The sequence below is a fragment of the Hymenobacter koreensis genome, from assembly GCF_039541855.1.
Lineage (GTDB): Bacteria > Bacteroidota > Bacteroidia > Cytophagales > Hymenobacteraceae > Solirubrum > Solirubrum koreensis.
The window spans coordinates 1099438-1114717 of sequence record NZ_BAABHA010000002.1 but is presented as its reverse complement, the minus strand read 5'-3'; the positions used below and the strand labels follow the sequence as shown (position 1 = coordinate 1114717).

The following is a 15280-nucleotide window of genomic DNA, read 5'->3' as shown; positions in this document are numbered from 1 at the left end:
AGAGAAAAAGGCTGTGGCCGCCGGAAAGGCAGCCGGGTAGCATGGCCCTATGGCGGTTTCTTACCCGATGAGTGGCTATTGCGTATTCATACTGCCTAGCTTTACCCCATGCTCGAAATCATCCTTGAACTAGTCGTCATAGCCGTCATTGTGGCGCTACAGGTGCGGGCGTTTCTGCGCACCCGTAGCCAGGCCACCCGGCTAGCCGAGGTGTACCCCACCAAAGACCAGCTGCGCGTAGAGCACCGCTTGGTAACGCCCGATGGCCGCGACATGGCCGATTACGCCGCCGACGCGCCCGCCGATGCCTTCCCGGTCGACATCATTCGCTTCGACCAAGCTTCGGAAGATTTCCGCGAGTTGGTGCGCGACACCAATGACTACCTGCGCCACAACAAAGGCGCCGCCGCCGACTTCGGCATTCTAAAAGACATTGCCATTCGGCAGGCCCAAGGTCCCGAATTCAGCGCGCAGGCCAACGTGGCCACTCCACTGTACCTGGGTTTGCTGGGCACGTTTTTGGGCGTAATTCTGGGCCTGATCAGCCTGGCTCGCCGCGGGGTTTCGGCCGAAGATGCACTGACGCCTTTCCTCATGGGTGTGCTCATTGCCATGGCCGGCTCGTTCATGGGTCTCATGCTCACGCTGTTCGGTAACTCGGTGCTGCGCCATGCCCGCGCCCAGCGCGACCAGCGGCAGAACCACTACTTCACGTTTCTGCAGGCCCGGTTGCTGCCCATTCTGCACAACGACATGGCCAACAGCCTCTCCACGTTGAAAGGCGTGCTGGATGCGTTCAACCAGGATTTTGTGGGCAAAGTCACCTTGTTCGAGCCCATTCTGAACACCATCACCGAAAACATCCGCGTACAGCGCGACTTCCTGGTGAAGCTGGAAGAAGTCGGGTTCGATAAGATGGCCCAGGCCAACCTGGCTGTGTTCGAGAAAGTGAGCCAGTCGGCGGAGCTGTTTGGGCAGTTCACGCACTACCAGCAGCAGCTCAACCAAATGCTGGACAAAGGCGCCGAATCGGGGAAGGCCGTGGGCAGTATTCTGGACCGATTAACCGGTTTCGAGCGCGGCATTAATAACCTGGGCCAGTACATCGGCCAGCACGACAACCTGATTCAGCACCAGCTGGATTTCTTCCAGCGCCACCAAACGGAAATGGGCAACCTCGCGGCCCGCTCCGAGCAGTACTTCGACGAAGCCTCCCAGCACCTGACCGAGCTGATGCGCCGCCGCCTCGAACACCACGAACGCGACGCCCAAATGGCCTACGAGAAGTGGGGCGAGTACTTCCGCCGCATCAACGAAGACAACGCCTTCGAACGCATCATGCGCCAACTCGACCCGCTGAAAGACGTGAAGAACAGCCAGGAAGCCCTAACCCGCGACGTAACCGCTACCCAGCGCGAGCTGCTGCGTAAAATTGAGCTTGACGCGCAGGTGGATGCCAAGCTGCTGGCCGAAATGAGCGTACTGAACGACATTCTGCGCAAAGCCACTGCCAAGAACCGTTGGCAGCGGACGATGGATAAGGTATTTGGCGGCGTGAAGGAATAGAGCATGTTGTTTAATGTGTCATCCTGAGCGTGAGCGAAGGACCTTATCACGTCTGATAGTAACTCGCCAATGCTAGCTGTTCATGCGTGATAAGGTCCTTCGCTCACGCTCAGGATGACAGACGCGAGTTTTGATTAAGTAACCATGCCCTCAGCCGACCCGCAACGCTCCGACTTTTTCTGGCCCAGCTACGTGGATCTGATGACCTCCCTGTTCGTGGTCATGTTGGTGCTGTTTGTGTTCAGTTTCAAGCTGTTCAAGGACCGCGAAGAAGGCTTGCGCAAGGCCAATACCGAGCTGAAAGCCAAGGCCGAAGAGCTGGAGCAGATAACCCGCATTCGAGAGGCGCTGCGGCGGCTGGAGGGCAACTACTTCCGCTACGACCCGCAGAACGAGCGGTACGAACTGCGCGTGGACGTGCAGTTCAAAGCCGGTCGCGACGAAATTCAGAACCAGTACAAACCCACGCTGCTGAAAGCCGGCAACCTGCTGCGCGAGCGGCTGCGCAGCATCCGCACCGATTTGCCCGTGCGCTACCTGGTAATTGTGGAGGGCATGGCGGCCCGCTACCCCCAGGGCGACCCGCGTAACCGCATCGAGGAGCAGATAGCCTATCAACTGAGTTACCGCCGCGCCCTAAGCCTACTGAATTTGTGGAAGCAAAACGGCCTGAACTTCGGGCAAGACCGCAACGTGGAGCTTATTATCGGCGGCAGCGGCTTCTTTGGTACCGGGCGCTACTCCGGCCGCCGCGAAGACGACAACAAGCGTTTCCTTATTCAGGTGATTCCCAAAGTAGGTAAGATGCAGAGTGCCACGGTGGGCGCTAAGCAATAGTATTTAAGACGGCCGAACCGGCTGCCGTTCCTCGCTGTTGCGTTGTATACTTGTACTACTACCCCCGTTTTACCCTTCCCGCTCTATGAAATCAACTCGCCCCATACTCGGCGTGACGCTGGCTGTGCTGGCCGCTTGCGGCACCACCAAGCCCCTAAACCAGCCCACCGCCAAGGCCCCTATTACAGAGACTCCAGTGAAAGAGAAGGATACATCGGCCAAACCCACGGCCCTGGATTACCCCAAAACCAAGAAAGTCAACCAAACCGACGATTACCACGGTACCTCCGTAACCGATCCGTACCGGTGGCTGGAAGACGATACTTCGCCCGAAACAAAGGCTTGGGTAGAAGCCCAGAACAAGGTCACCTTCGGCTACCTCAGCCAGATTCCGTACCGCGACCGAATTAAGGAGCGGCTCACGAAAATGTGGAACTACGAGCGGTACGGCGTGCCGCAGGAAGAAGGCGACTACCTGTACTACCAGAAAAACGACGGCCTCCAGAATCAGGCCGTGCTGTACGTGCAGCGCAAGGGCCAAACCGGTGACGGCGAAGTTTTGCTCAACCCCAATAAGTTCTCGGCCGACGGCACCACCGCTTTGTCGGGCACCTATTACTCGAACGACCACCAGCGCCTGGCCTACACCACCTCAGGCGGAGGCTCCGACTGGCAGACCATTCACGTGCTCGACCTGAAAACGCGCCAGCCGCTGAAGGACGAAATCAACTGGGTGAAAGTATCGGGCGTGGCGTGGGCCAAAGACGGCTTCTACTACAGCGGCTACGACGCCCCCAAGGCCGGAGCCAGCAAGCTGGCCGGCAAAAACGAGTACCACAAGGTGTACTACCACAAGCTCGGCACGCCGCAGTCGGCCGATAAGGTGGTGTACGAAAACCCGCAAATGGCCCTGGGCTTCCGCATTGCCTCGGTAACCGAAGACGAGCGGTTCCTGGTGGTGGCCTTAACCGACGGCAAGTCCGACGGCAACAAGCTGTTGGTGCGTGACCTCACCGACGCCAAGCAGGCCAGTAAGTGGGTGAACGTAGGCTCGAACTTCGATTCCGACATCAGCCTGATTGGCAACGTGGGCGGCAAGCTGCTGCTGTACACCAACTACAAGGCGCCGCGGTACCGCATTGTGGCCGTCGACCCCAAGCAGCCGACCGAAGCCAGCTGGAAAGACGTACTACCCGAAACCGAGAACAAGCTTGAAGGCATCGACCACGTGGGCGGCAAGCTGGTGGCCTCGTACCTGAAGGATGCCAGCTCGCTCATTAAAGTGTACGACGAGCAGGGCAAGTTTCTGCACGATGTGGAGTTGCCCGCCCTGGGCACGGCCTCCGGTTTTGGCGGCCGCAAAGACTCGAAAACGGTGTACTACGCCTTCACCTCGTTCACGTACCCCACCACCATTTATCAGTACGACCTGGCCTCGAACAAGAGCACCGTGTTCCGGGCACCGAAAGTGGAGGTGAACCCGCAGGACTACGTGACCACGCAGGTGTTCTACCAGAGCAAAGACGGTACGAAAGTGCCCATGTTCATCACCCACAAAAAGGGCCTGAAGCTGAACGGGCAGAACCCTACGTACCTGTACGCCTACGGCGGATTTAACGTGTCCATGACGCCGGGCTTCTCGGTGGCGCGCATGCTGTGGCTGGAAAACGGTGGCATTCTGGCCATTCCCAACCTGCGCGGCGGCGGCGAGTACGGCGAAGCCTGGCACAAAGCCGGCATGACGCCCAACAAGCAAAACGTGTTCGAGGATTTCTTTGCCGCTGCCGAATACCTAAAGGTGCAAGGCTACACCTCCACCGAAAAGCTGGCCATTGCCGGCGGCTCGAACGGCGGCCTGCTCGTGGGCGCCACCATGACGCAGAAACCCGACCTCGCCCGCGTGGCCTTTCCGGCCGTGGGGGTAATGGACATGTTGCGCTACCAGAAGTTCACCATCGGCTGGAACTGGGCCCCCGAGTACGGCACCTCCGACGATTACGCGCAGTTCCAGAACCTCTACAAGTTCTCACCGCTGCATACCCTGAAGGCCGGTACCAGCTACCCCGCCACCATGATTACCACCGCCGACCACGACGACCGCGTGGTGCCCGCGCACTCGTTTAAGTTCGCGGCCACCTTGCAGGAGAAAAACGCCGGTCCGTGGCCCCAGCTCATCCGCATCGACGTAAACGCCGGTCACGGCGCGGGCAAAAGCACGGCCCTGCAAATTCAGGAATGGGCCGATGTGTGGTCGTTTGCGTACCAGAACATGGGCGTAAACCCGTACCAGCTGGTGAAATAGGCTAGTAGCTATTAGCTGATGGCTATTAGCTATTAGCTGATGGCTACCAATCAATCATCGTTAACGGCCAACAGCCATCAGCTAATAGCCGTTGCCTGTGTATCTTGCGCCGCGAAACGCGTTTGCCTGGAATTATAGTAGCACTTGAAATGAAAAAACTGTTGATGCTCGGCCTGGTAGCCGGCGCCATGCTGTCGGTTTCGGCTTGCAGCAACCCCGATTACGAGAAGAAGGAAAACGCTGACCTGAGCGCTGCTCCGCTGCCTGCCCTGCCGCCTGCTACGGCTGGCCGCGACTCCGCTGCTGCCGCCGCCGAACTGGCCAAGCAGGAACTCTCGGCGGTAAACGCCACCGAGGCCATCAAGCGGATGCAGCCCACGATGTAGGCATCCATCATAGCTTTTGCAACGGCCCGGTTTCCGCAAGGAAACCGGGCCGTTGTGTTCATGCAGGCATTAGGGCAACCCTTCGCATCTCAGTTGCTGACTGAGGGTAATACAAAAGCTCCCTAAATGCCAGCAACGATTAGGAGGCAAAGGGAAGATACAGTTGTGTGTACGGCCGTTTCGGGCCAAAGAGGCATGCCTTCCCGGCCCCGCGCCGTAGTTTTGCTGAAAGCTCTATCCGTATGCCTGCTCCCGCCTCCCTTGTTATTCGCCGCGGCACCGAAGCCGATTTACCTCACGTGCATGCCCTCATCGTGGAACTGGCCGTGTACGAGCGTGCCCCTGACGAAGTCACGAACACGCTGGCCGACATGCGCCGTGACGGGTTTGGGCCCGAGCCCATCTTCGGTTTCTTTGTGGCCGAAACGCCTGAGCAGGGCATCCTCGGCATAGCTCTATTCTACACTGGCTACTCAACCTGGAAGGGCCGCATGCTGTACCTCGAGGACTTGGTGGTAACCGAAGCCGCCCGCGGCACCGGCATTGGCAAACTACTTTTCGATGCCGTAGTGGCCGAAGCCCGGCGCACCGGCGCGCATCGCTTGAAATGGCAGGTGCTGGAATGGAACGAGCCAGCCATCGGCTTCTACAAGAAAATCGGGGCCGACCTCGACCCGGAGTGGCACAACGGTAACCTCAGCGAAGCCCAGCTGCGGGCCTATGCCTGCAACGCCGCCGTGGAGGCCGCCGTGGCCCAAAGCCTGCGAAACGCATAAGCTTCAAGGCTTGGGTACTCAGCGGTGGATGCAATGAAATAGTAACGTGGCCAGCTGGTCCGCGGCCGCCGGAAAACCGACGCCAACGGCCAACTGGCCACGTAGCAGATTGATAAGCGCGCGTTATTCGATGACTTCCAGCACGGTACGGAACGACACGTACTGACCCGGAAAGCGGGTTTCGAGGTCGGCGCGCAGGCCGGGGGCGGCTGTTTCCTGGTATTCTTCCAGCTGTTCCATACTCACGCAGTAATACTGCGTGGCGTAGGTGCAGCCGTCGTTTTCTTCGTTGAGTAAGCGGCAAATCTGGCTGCGCAGAAAGAAGCCGGAAGCCATAACCTCGGGCATGTGCACATCGCGCATGTAGGTAAGCCATTCGTCGGCCACTTCCGGATCGACGCTGCTGGTGACGTTGTATAGAATCATGGGTGAAATTCGGGAACAGAAGGGCAAAGGAACTCAGAAAAGCGTTTTCGGCCCGGCAACCACCGGGTAATACGCGAAAACTGCTGTCTGAGGCCAGGGTTCCACGTTAGCGGAAAGCGCCCGTTTTCATACCCGCATGGTATCGGGCTGAAACCGCTTGATTCGTTCACGGATGGCGGCAGGCGCCAGTTCCTCGGTAGCCGCAGCTTGGGCCAGCGTTGCCAGTTCGGCATCGGAGGCAAAGCGCAAGGACAGAATCTGACCCAAGCTCAGCTGCTGTTCCAGCGGCGCAAAGCGTTGCTGCGTGACTTCAAAGTAACGCTGCCGTACCTCAAGCCGGGCAATACGGTCTTGCAGCGTGAGGGCGTAGTGCTGCCGTAGGATAACCGCTGTAAGCAGCAAAACCACCGCCACGCCGGCCAGGGTAAACCACAGGCGCGAATCTTCGGAATCGTCGCCGGCTACGGCGGCGTAGCGGCGGCCGGCATAAAATGCCAACACCAGCGCCAAAGGCAGTACAACAAAATGGTGGGGCCAGTAGTAGCGGCGGGTGAACTGGGGGTTGTCGGCCATTAGGGCTGAAAAAAGGTAGAAAGTTATTGTTGGCCCCGACGACGAGCCTTTTCCTCGTCTTTTTCGGCTCGTTCCCGCTCCTTGGCGAGGTGCTCCTTGGCTTTTTCGGCCTTGGCACCCTCCAGCGGCGGAGCCGAACGGGGCGGAACTATTGGCGGCGCAGCGGCCGAAGGCGGTGGGGCCGCAGCTTGCGGATCGGAAGCGGGGCGGGTAGCGGGCGGCGGGGTTCCCTGGGCACGACTAGCAAAGGAAACCAGGAGGCCGGCGGCCAGAAAAACGAAAGGCAGGGCGAAGCGCATGAGTCTGATACAAAAGGTATAAGCGTAGTACGTTTTCGCCCGGGAGTAGTTTGTCCCGGTTACAGCGGCTCCACGTAATCGAGGTCTTTGCCATGGGTTTCGGGCATGGTACTTACGGCCCAAAACGCAATCAGCAACGACACCAACCCCAGAACGGCCCCGGCCCCGATGATGCCCAACGGCTGCCCGCCCACCTGCAAACCCGACAGCCACTTGAACGCCGGTACCAGCAACACCACCGAGCCGCGGGCAAAGTTGGGGGCCGTGGTGGCCACCGTAGCGCGCAGATTGGTGCCGAACTGCTCGGCCGCTACCGTCACAAACAAGGCCCAGAAGCCTACCGTGAAGCCCAGCACAAAGCAGACACGGTAAAACGCCGTCGGCGACTTGCCGTTCAGCAAGAACAGGTACGTGGCAATCAGCGCGCCGCACATTAGCAGAAACAGCTGCAAGGCCCGCTTGCGGCTTTTGATGAGCTGGCTAAGGCCGCCGCTGGCAAAGTCGCCGAACACGAGGCCGAAGTAGCACCAGAACACCGCCAAACCTGCCGAAACCGGCCCGGTAATGCCCAGCTTCGCGCCAAACTCCGGTGCCAGCGTAATAAGAATGCCCACTACAAACCACAGCGGCACGCCAATCAGCAGGCATTTGAGGTAGCGCAGCAGGCGCGGGCCGGTAAACAGCCGGAAAAAGTTGCCACGCTCCACGTTGGCTTCCTTGGCCTGCTCAAACATGCCCGACTCGAACACGCCCACGCGCAGGGCCAGCAATGCCAGCCCCAGCCCTCCACCAATGAAATAAGAGTTGCGCCAACCAAATTCCTCCTTGATCCAGTACGCCAGCATGGCACCCGAGACTCCTACCGTGGCCACAATCATGGTGCCGTAGCCGCGCTTTTCCTTGGGCAGCGTTTCCGATACCAGCGTGATGCCCGCGCCCAGTTCGCCGGCCAGTCCAATGCCGGCAATCAGGCGCAGCCAAGCGTATTGCTCCAGGGTTTGCACGAAACCGTTGGCAATATTGGCCAGCGAATACAGCACAATAGAACCGAACAGCACCGACAACCGGCCGCGCTTGTCGCCCAGAATGCCCCACAAAATGCCACCGAGCAGCATGCCGCCCATTTGCATGTTAATGAGGTACAGGCCTTCGTTGGTAACATCTTTAATTCCCAGGTCGGTCAGGCTTTCCACCCGCACGATGCTGAACAGGATCAGGTCGTAGATATCCACGAAGTACCCGAGGGCGGCCACTATCACGATGGCCGAAAACAGGGAAGCGGTTTTGGGTGGGGAAGCGGGCGGAGTAGAGGTTTGAGGCATGTAAGCGGAAATTGGAGGCTGCAGATTACGAAGAAAGCCCCGGACCTGTAGCACCAGGCCGGTGTGGCAGCCGTGTTAACCCAACAAGACTATGTCGCCCCGTTATTCCGGCGCGTCGCAGCTGCCGTGAGTGCAAGCATCCGGCTCGATCTGCACGGTCATGTGGCCGATGTTGAACTCGTCCTTCAGCTTATGCTGCAAGTGGTGCAGGAAGTCGGTATCGGAGCCGCTGGGCCGTACCAGGTGAGCGGTTAAGGCCGTGTCACGAGTACTCAGGGGCCAGATGTGCAGGTCGTGCACGTGGGTAACGCCGGGCTGGGCCAGCAGAAACTGCCGCACGGCGCCGGGGTCGATGGCGTGGGGTACGCCGTGCAGACTCAGCTGCACCGTTTCGCGCATCAGTCCCCAGGAGCCCACGGCCACCACCGCCAGAATAATGAGGCTGATGAGCGGATCGAGCCACACCCAGCCGGTGAAGTACACCAGCGCGCCGCCCACCACCACGCCCAACGACACCAGCGCATCGGTAAGCATATGTAGGTAGGCACCGCGGACGTTGGCGTCGCCTTTCTGGCCGCTGCGGAACAGCAGCGCCGTGGCGCCGTTTATCACAATGCCCAGGCCGGCAATCAGCATCACCAGTTGGCTGTTCACCGGCTCGGGGTGGCGCAGGTGGTTGAGCGTATCCCACAAAATAAAGCCCAGCGCTACGTACAGCAGAGCCGCGTTCAGCAGCGCGGCCTGAATGGTAGCACTTTTCAGCCCGTAGGTGTAGCGCGCCGAGGTGGGCTGCCGACCCAGCACCGAGGCACCCCAGGCCAGGGCCAAACTCAACACGTCGCTGAGGTTGTGGCCGGCATCGGAGAGCAGGGCCGAGGAATTGGCCCACCAGCCGCCGGCAGCTTCGGCCGCCACAAACACCAGGTTCAGGCCAATGCCAATACCAAATGCCCGCCCGAAATGCGTGATGTCGGCCGCGTGATTATGATGGTGGTGCCCGTGGTCGTGCGAGTGCGCGTGTGCCATAACGGTAAAGCTACGTGGTGGGGTAGCCAGTGGCTAAACAGGCAGTGGCCACGACGCGTTCGGCGGACAGTGCAGGCCGGGGCTACTTAAAACGCACCGGCACTTCCACCCGCACGCTCACGTTGCGGCCCGGGCTAAACACGCCCGTGCGCCCGTTAGCCACGTTAAAAGCAGCGTATTTCAGGCGGCTGAGGTGGTTTTGGTAGCCCACATCGAAGAGGTTGTTGGCCGCCAGAAACAGCGAGAACAGCGTGGTGCCTTTGTCGTTGACCACGTCGCCGCCGGCGCCAATGTTCACCAAGGTGTAAGCCGGCGTGGACGTTTCGGTTTCGAAGGCCGAGAAAACCCGGTTTTGGGCGAAATTGTACTCCACCCCGGCCCGGGCGTATAGGTGCGCCAGCTGCGAGCCGAATTTCTCCTTGGTTACGCGCAGCTCCGACTGCAGGCGGTCGGCGGGCGTGAAGGGCAGCCATTGTTCGCCCTCGGGCGCACCGGTGCGGCGGGCGCGCACCATCGAGAACGAGCTTTCGAAGTGCAGCCAGTCGAGCGGGTGCGGGTGCAGGTCGATGGAAACCTCGCCGCCGTAAAGGCTGGCCTTGCCCTGGCTGTAACGGAACACCGGGTCGCCCTCGGCCGACAGGGAGTCGGCGAGGCGCACCGGGAAAATGTAGTTCTGAATGCGGTTGTCGAAAGCATCGAGGGTTAGGCCCACGTGGTCGGAGGTAAAGCTCAGGCCGGCATCGAGCTGGCGGCTGGTTTCGGCCTTCAGTCCCGTTTCCCCAATTTCGTAGCGAATGGTGCCTTCGTGCTTGCCGTTGGAGGCCAGCTCGGCAATGTTGGGCGCCCGAAACCCGCGCGACGCGTTGGCCTTGAGCACCAGTTGCTCGGTCACGCTCAGGGAACCACCCAAGCTGCCCGACCAATTATCATAGGTGTTCTGGAAGGCCGAAAACTTGGTTTCGGCGCCCGGCGTGCCCAGGGGCACGGGTGCTTCCTCGTCGTTCAGCGCCAGAGCATCGGCGGTAATGCGGCGGCGGTCGTAACGCAGGCCGCCGCTTACGTCGAGGCGGCCAAAGGTTTTTTTGCTGACGCCGAACACGCCACCGTCGAACATGCGGTAGGCCGGAATCAGGAATTCCACGCCCTTGTTCTGGTTTTCCTGCGCCAGTCCGCTCACGCCCACGGTTGTGTTCCAGCCGCTCATTTCGGGCAAAAAGTAGCGCACGGCGTAATCGAGGGTGCGTAGCTGGAAAAATAACGACTTTTCGTAGTAATCGAGCGGGTTGCCAAACTCGCGGCGCAGGTTCTGCTGCCAGCCCACGTTCACCGTCAGCCGCGAGGCGCCGATGACGAAGTTGTTATCGGTGCCGATGCGCAGGTGATTGATTTGCTGGCGGGGCACGTCGAGGCCGTAGCCGCCCAGCTCGTCATTGGTTACGGGGCGTTCCTCCACGTTGCCGCCCACGTTGTACTGCTTCAGAAAACGGCCCGTGAGCGAGTCCCGCTCGCCTTCCACGAGGCCCACTATCTGGTTGAACGAATTGACGGTAAGGTGCGAGTAGCCCCAGCTCTTGTTCAAGCCCACGTATCCGCTGCCGTTCAGCTCCCGAAACCCGGAGTTGTACACCCGTCCATCGTAGCGGTTGCGGTAGTTGCCGGCCACTTTGCCCGAGCCGCGGGCCAGCCAGTTAAAGCCGCCCAGGTTGCCGGCGTTCATCACCGAGTAGCCCTGCAGGTAGTTGTTGGTTTGGTAATTAGCCGTTACCGAGCCCAGTACCCGGCATTCCTCCACGGGGTCGGGGGCCACAAAGTTGATAACGCCGGCCATGCCATCGGAGCCATATAATAAGGAGCCGGGGCCCTTAATGATTTCGGCCCGGTCGATGCTGTACTCGTCTACCTCAATGCCGTGCTCGTCGCCCCACTGCTGGCCTTCCTGCTTGGCGCCGTTGTTCAGGGTAATAACGCGGTTGGCACTCAGCCCCCGAATAACGGGCTTGCTGATGGCCGCACCGGTGGTAAGCTGCGACACGCCCGGCGTGCGGGCAATGGCGTCTACCACGTTGGTGGCCGCGGTCTGGTTTAGCCGGGTGCGGTCTACTACGGTGGTGGGCACCGGCGAGCGGCGCATTTCCGTAGAAGCCGACACCCCTGTAACCACTACCTGCCCGATTTCGGTGGCTGCCGTAGTCAGGGCAAACGCCAAGGGCTGGCCGCTGCCGGTATCCACGGTGCGCACTACGTTGCCGTAGCCCAAGGAGCGTATTTGCACCAGAAAGCGGCCGCGGGGCAGGTTCGCAAACGCAAAGCGGCCGTCGGCATCGGTAGCGGTAACTTGGCGCAGGTCGGGGAACAGAACGGTGGCTCCGGGAATAGGCTGCTGCGTGGCCTGGTCGATAACTCGCCCGGTTACAGGGGCCGAGGCCGTGGTGCGGGCAGGCGTGGTGGGTTGAGCCGTTGCCACCTGGCCCAGTAACAGCAAGCCAAGTAGCAGAAAGATTCGGAGCATGGAGTAGAAAAGCTGGATGCGAATGAACGGGAAAAAGCCTGCGAGGATGCGCCCCGAAAAAGAAAACACCGGCTAGAAGCCGGTGTCTTACCCAAACTCTCCATAACCAAACCAAGGAGAAGCTGGTAGGAGCGGGGCCAGCCCACTCCTTAATAACAAGAAGCCTTTATTGCACCGTCACGGGAATGGTGGCCTCCACGTCGCTCGAACCAGGACCGGCCGTGCCGTTTTTGGTACCCGGCTGGTGGCGCAGCGTGATTTTGAGTGAACCGGTAGCTGCGGCGTTGGCCCGCAGCGTGGTTGCGAGGCCCACTTCCAGGTTACGGGAGTCGCGGTCGGTGCGGGTGATGGTGAGCAGCCCGACGGGGTTGGGTTCGTATACCACCAAGTGCTCGTCTTTCTCGGCCGCTACTTCGGCTGTAATGTCTTCGGCCGGGTTTTTTGTCTCGTTCAGGAAAACCACCGTGCCCGTGTAGGTGGTATTGGGCACCAGGCGCAGCGTGCCCACGGTGGGGGCGTTGCCGCCGCTGCCGTCGAGGTCTTTGTACTCGGCCGTAACCGCTGGCCCGCCGCCACTGGGCGTGAGGGTGTAGCGCACGGTAGTAATAAGCTCTTCCTCCTCTTCTGGCTCAGGCTCGTTTTTGTCATCGTCGCAGGAAGCCAGCATCAAAGGAGTGGCCAGCAACAGGGCAGACAGGAAGGGGCGGAACAAGGAATTTTTCATGGGTTGAAACGTGAGAAAAGTGAAGTGAGAAGTGTTTTAGTGAACTGGTCGACCAAATACCAAGGGTGCACGCAGACGCAGCGTCACGTTGCGGCCCAGGTCTTCGGCGAAGTAGCGGTAGCGGTTGAGGTAGTCGCGGTACCGCTCGTTGAGCAGGTTGGTGCCCGTTATGCTTATGGTAAGTGGTGTGCGGCCCAGCTGCAGCGTTCCGCCCAGTTCTGCACCAAGCAGGCCATAACCGTCGGGGGCTGCCTGCAGGTCGTAAGTCGCGCTCGGAACCCGGGTTTGCCGACGGGTAGCGGCAAAGCTGAGCCCGATAAAGCGCTGACGCAGACGGGCGTTGGCCCGGTCGGGCCAGCTGTGTTGCATTCCGGCTTCGAAACGGTCGGCGGGCATAAACACCAGGTACTCGTTCAGCTGGCGGTTACGGGCACGCAGCAAAGCGGCTTTGCCCGTGAACAGCCACCGGGACGTAGGCTGGTAGCTGAAGCTAACGTCGAGGCCGCGCAGCACGGCGTCGCTTTGCTGGGTACGCCAGCGCGGAAATGCCCCTTGAATGGTCTGCACCGTGTCGCTCACCACTTGGTAGAGGTAGCCGTCGATGGTGTTTTGGTAGAGCGTCAGCTCGCCGTTGAAGCGGGCGTTGTCGTGCAGGGTGGCGGTAAGGCTGAGGTTGCGTGCCGTTTCCGGCCGTAGCTCTGGGGCGCCGTCGGAGCGGTCTACGTCGTATCCTTCTTCGTAAATGCCGCTGTGCAGGCCCTGGGCGTACCGTTCGTTAGCGGCGGGGGCGCGGCGCACCAGGGCGGCGTCGGCGCGCAGCGCGAAGTGAGGCTGCACGTCGTACACCATGCCCACCGAGGCCGCCGGCGTCCAGAGCCGGAAGCGGCGCCGTTCCACGGCGCGCAACAGGCTGTCGTTCACCACGGCTCGGGTAAGGCGTTCGGTGCGCAGGTCGCGTATGTCAACTCGCAGGCCTGCTTCCAGCAGTACCCGCCCGCGTTGCCAGTGTTCCACGGCAAAAGCGCCACCCACGCGGTTGGTGTAAAACGGAATAAACTGCCGGCTGCGTGGCGCGTAACGGTTGCGCTGGTAGGTACCGCTTACTCCAAATGTTCCACCAAAATCGCCCCAGTGCGGATGTTCCCAGGCCACCTCGGCGGTGGTAGTACCGTTTTGGTAGCTAAGTTGTGGGCGGTTGGCGCGAGCGGCGTCGCTGGTGGCACGTACCACGTCAAACTCGTCGCGTTGGTCGTTTTGGTGGGCCAGGGTAGAGGTCAGCCGTCCGCCAAAACCAGGCTTCACAAAGCCCGTGAGCTTAAATAAATCGTGGCGCACATGTTGGTAAGGGCGGTCAATTTGGTACGAAAAGCGGCCATCGGTTAGCGGGCGGCCGCGGGTTATGGCCGCCCGCAAATCGGTAGGATTGCCCACAATGGCCGTGCTCAACAGGCCCGTACGAGCATTAAAACGGCTGAAAAAAGCTTCAACCCCGTACTGCTCGCGGCGCCAGCCCGCCGCCGCCGCCGCGTTTTGTTCGCGCAGGCCGGTGTTGTCGAGCCAATAATCGGGGGTGCGGGCGTTGCCTGCCTGCCGCACGGTGCCCTGTACCCGCCAGCTCAGGGCCGGTAGCTGGCGAACATTGCCTTCAAGCGTGGCGTGCAGCGCGCCTAGGCCGTTGTTGGAAGCCGCTACGGCGTGGACCTCGCCGTTTACGCCGGCCGTATCGGGTAAGGGCCGGGGCTGCACCAATACTACCCCGCCCATGGCGTCGGAACCGTAGCGCACGCCGTCGGCACCCTTCACCACCGTTAGCTGGGAGGCCACAAACGGGTCTATTTCGGGGCCGTGCTCCTGGCCCCATTGTTGGCCTTCCTGCCGCACGCCGTTGTTAATAATGGCTACGCGGTTGGAGTGCAGGCCGTGAATAACAGGCTTGAAGATGCCGGGTCCGGTTTGCAACGCCGATACGCCCACAATTCGGCGCAGCGCCTCGCCCAGTGCCTGCCCACGGGTTTGCTCCAGTTCCCGGCCGCTAAGGCTGGTCTGGGCATGGGGGGTGGGAGTAGCCACTCGTTCGCCGTGCACCACGGCGCCGCGTAGCGTTACGGCATTGGGGTGCAGCTGGAAGTTGCGCACGGCAGCGCCGGTCACGCGCAGCTCGGCTTCCTCCGGCCGGTAGCCAATAAAGCTGACCTGCACGCGGTAAGTGCCCGAACACACGTGAAAATGGAAGTGGCCGTCGGCGTCGGTTTGAGTGGCTTCCTGGCTGGGCAGTAAAACTACCGTAGCGCCAGCCAACCCCTCACGCGACTCATGATCGGTGATACGGCCTGCCAGGGGCAAGGTGCACGGGGCTTGGGCAGCGCTGAAAGGCACTGCTCCCAGCCACAGCCCCGCCAATAGCAGGACCGCCACAAGGCGGAAAATCATGGAAAGGGGGAATAGCCCGAAGAAGGGACCGGCCGTTGCCAATGCGCAGGGGACGTCTTAACCGACGTAGCTGCGAGCAACTGACCATAGCGCGTGTAAGCACA

General features: G+C 60.7%; 13 protein-coding genes. 5 read left to right on the top strand and 8 right to left on the bottom strand.

Going from position 1 to position 15280, the window contains the following annotated elements; genetic code table 11:
• Window positions 1-108 precede the first annotated feature (108 nt).
• The 5 genes from ABD903_RS07645 (at window position 109) to ABD903_RS07625 (ending at window position 5867) form a co-directional block, all read left to right on the top strand.
• Entirely contained in the window at window positions 109-1566 is a 1458-nt protein-coding gene (locus ABD903_RS07645) for a hypothetical protein (protein WP_345222797.1), read from the top strand.
• Window positions 1567-1710: 144 nt separating this feature from the next.
• The gene (locus tag ABD903_RS07640) at window positions 1711-2403 is read left to right on the top strand and encodes a hypothetical protein (protein WP_345222796.1); all 693 of its coding nucleotides are present in this window, start codon (window positions 1711-1713) and stop codon (window positions 2401-2403) included.
• An 85-nt stretch (window positions 2404-2488) separates the two neighbouring features.
• Complete coding sequence (locus ABD903_RS07635) at window positions 2489-4705, top strand: prolyl oligopeptidase family serine peptidase (RefSeq protein ID WP_345222794.1); 2217 nt, start codon at window positions 2489-2491, stop codon at window positions 4703-4705.
• A 149-nt stretch (window positions 4706-4854) separates the two neighbouring features.
• A complete protein-coding gene (locus ABD903_RS07630) occupies window positions 4855-5091 on the top strand; it encodes a hypothetical protein (protein ID WP_345222792.1) in 237 nt (78 codons plus the stop codon).
• A 242-nt stretch (window positions 5092-5333) separates the two neighbouring features.
• Entirely contained in the window at window positions 5334-5867 is a 534-nt protein-coding gene (locus ABD903_RS07625) for a GNAT family N-acetyltransferase (RefSeq protein WP_345222790.1), read from the top strand.
• 123 nt (window positions 5868-5990) lie between these two features.
• Here ABD903_RS07625 and ABD903_RS07620 read toward each other — a convergent pair whose 3' ends face one another.
• The 8 genes from ABD903_RS07620 to ABD903_RS07585 form a co-directional block, all read right to left on the bottom strand.
• Window positions 5991-6293 (bottom strand): DUF4286 family protein, encoded by a 303-nt coding sequence (locus tag ABD903_RS07620; protein WP_345222788.1) that lies wholly within the window; start codon window positions 6291-6293, stop codon window positions 5991-5993.
• Between the two features lie 126 nt (window positions 6294-6419).
• Window positions 6420-6866: a DUF6526 family protein gene (locus tag ABD903_RS07615; protein ID WP_345222787.1), complete on the bottom strand. Its 447-nt coding sequence runs from the start codon at window positions 6864-6866 to the stop codon at window positions 6420-6422.
• 23 nt (window positions 6867-6889) lie between these two features.
• The gene (locus tag ABD903_RS07610; RefSeq protein ID WP_345222785.1) at window positions 6890-7165 is read right to left on the bottom strand and encodes a hypothetical protein; all 276 of its coding nucleotides are present in this window, start codon (window positions 7163-7165) and stop codon (window positions 6890-6892) included.
• 59 nt (window positions 7166-7224) lie between these two features.
• A complete protein-coding gene (locus tag ABD903_RS07605) occupies window positions 7225-8487 on the bottom strand; it encodes an MFS transporter (RefSeq protein ID WP_345222784.1) in 1263 nt (420 codons plus the stop codon).
• Between the two features lie 102 nt (window positions 8488-8589).
• Window positions 8590-9513, bottom strand: coding sequence for a cation diffusion facilitator family transporter (locus ABD903_RS07600; RefSeq protein WP_345222782.1), 924 nt, complete (start codon window positions 9511-9513; stop codon window positions 8590-8592).
• A gap of 82 nt (window positions 9514-9595) precedes the next feature.
• Window positions 9596-12022 (bottom strand): TonB-dependent receptor, encoded by a 2427-nt coding sequence (locus ABD903_RS07595; RefSeq protein WP_345222780.1) that lies wholly within the window; start codon window positions 12020-12022, stop codon window positions 9596-9598.
• A gap of 166 nt (window positions 12023-12188) precedes the next feature.
• Window positions 12189-12746, bottom strand: a complete 558-nt coding sequence (locus ABD903_RS07590) for a hypothetical protein (protein ID WP_345222779.1) — start codon at window positions 12744-12746, stop codon at window positions 12189-12191.
• A 36-nt stretch (window positions 12747-12782) separates the two neighbouring features.
• Window positions 12783-15176 carry a TonB-dependent receptor gene (locus ABD903_RS07585; RefSeq protein WP_345222777.1) on the bottom strand — a complete coding sequence of 798 codons (2394 nt, stop codon included), beginning with the start codon at window positions 15174-15176 and terminating at the stop codon, window positions 12783-12785.
• Window positions 15177-15280: the final 104 nt, after the last annotated feature.

What these genes read in the sequence shown, in the direction of transcription:
- ABD903_RS07645 (WP_345222797.1), top strand. Translation starts at nt 109, where the DNA reads ATGCTCGAAATCATCCTTGAACTAGTCGTCATAGCCGTCATTGTGGCG.
- ABD903_RS07640 (WP_345222796.1), top strand. Translation starts at nt 1,711, where the DNA reads ATGCCCTCAGCCGACCCGCAACGCTCCGACTTTTTCTGGCCCAGCTAC.
- ABD903_RS07635 (WP_345222794.1), top strand. Translation starts at nt 2,489, where the DNA reads ATGAAATCAACTCGCCCCATACTCGGCGTGACGCTGGCTGTGCTGGCC.
- ABD903_RS07630 (WP_345222792.1), top strand. Translation starts at nt 4,855, where the DNA reads ATGAAAAAACTGTTGATGCTCGGCCTGGTAGCCGGCGCCATGCTGTCG.
- ABD903_RS07625 (WP_345222790.1), top strand. Translation starts at nt 5,334, where the DNA reads ATGCCTGCTCCCGCCTCCCTTGTTATTCGCCGCGGCACCGAAGCCGAT.
- ABD903_RS07620 (WP_345222788.1), bottom strand. Translation starts at nt 6,293, where the DNA reads ATGATTCTATACAACGTCACCAGCAGCGTCGATCCGGAAGTGGCCGAC.
- ABD903_RS07615 (WP_345222787.1), bottom strand. Translation starts at nt 6,866, where the DNA reads ATGGCCGACAACCCCCAGTTCACCCGCCGCTACTACTGGCCCCACCAT.
- ABD903_RS07610 (WP_345222785.1), bottom strand. Translation starts at nt 7,165, where the DNA reads ATGCGCTTCGCCCTGCCTTTCGTTTTTCTGGCCGCCGGCCTCCTGGTT.
- ABD903_RS07605 (WP_345222784.1), bottom strand. Translation starts at nt 8,487, where the DNA reads ATGCCTCAAACCTCTACTCCGCCCGCTTCCCCACCCAAAACCGCTTCC.
- ABD903_RS07600 (WP_345222782.1), bottom strand. Translation starts at nt 9,513, where the DNA reads ATGGCACACGCGCACTCGCACGACCACGGGCACCACCATCATAATCAC.
- ABD903_RS07595 (WP_345222780.1), bottom strand. Translation starts at nt 12,022, where the DNA reads ATGCTCCGAATCTTTCTGCTACTTGGCTTGCTGTTACTGGGCCAGGTG.
- ABD903_RS07590 (WP_345222779.1), bottom strand. Translation starts at nt 12,746, where the DNA reads ATGAAAAATTCCTTGTTCCGCCCCTTCCTGTCTGCCCTGTTGCTGGCC.
- ABD903_RS07585 (WP_345222777.1), bottom strand. Translation starts at nt 15,176, where the DNA reads ATGATTTTCCGCCTTGTGGCGGTCCTGCTATTGGCGGGGCTGTGGCTG.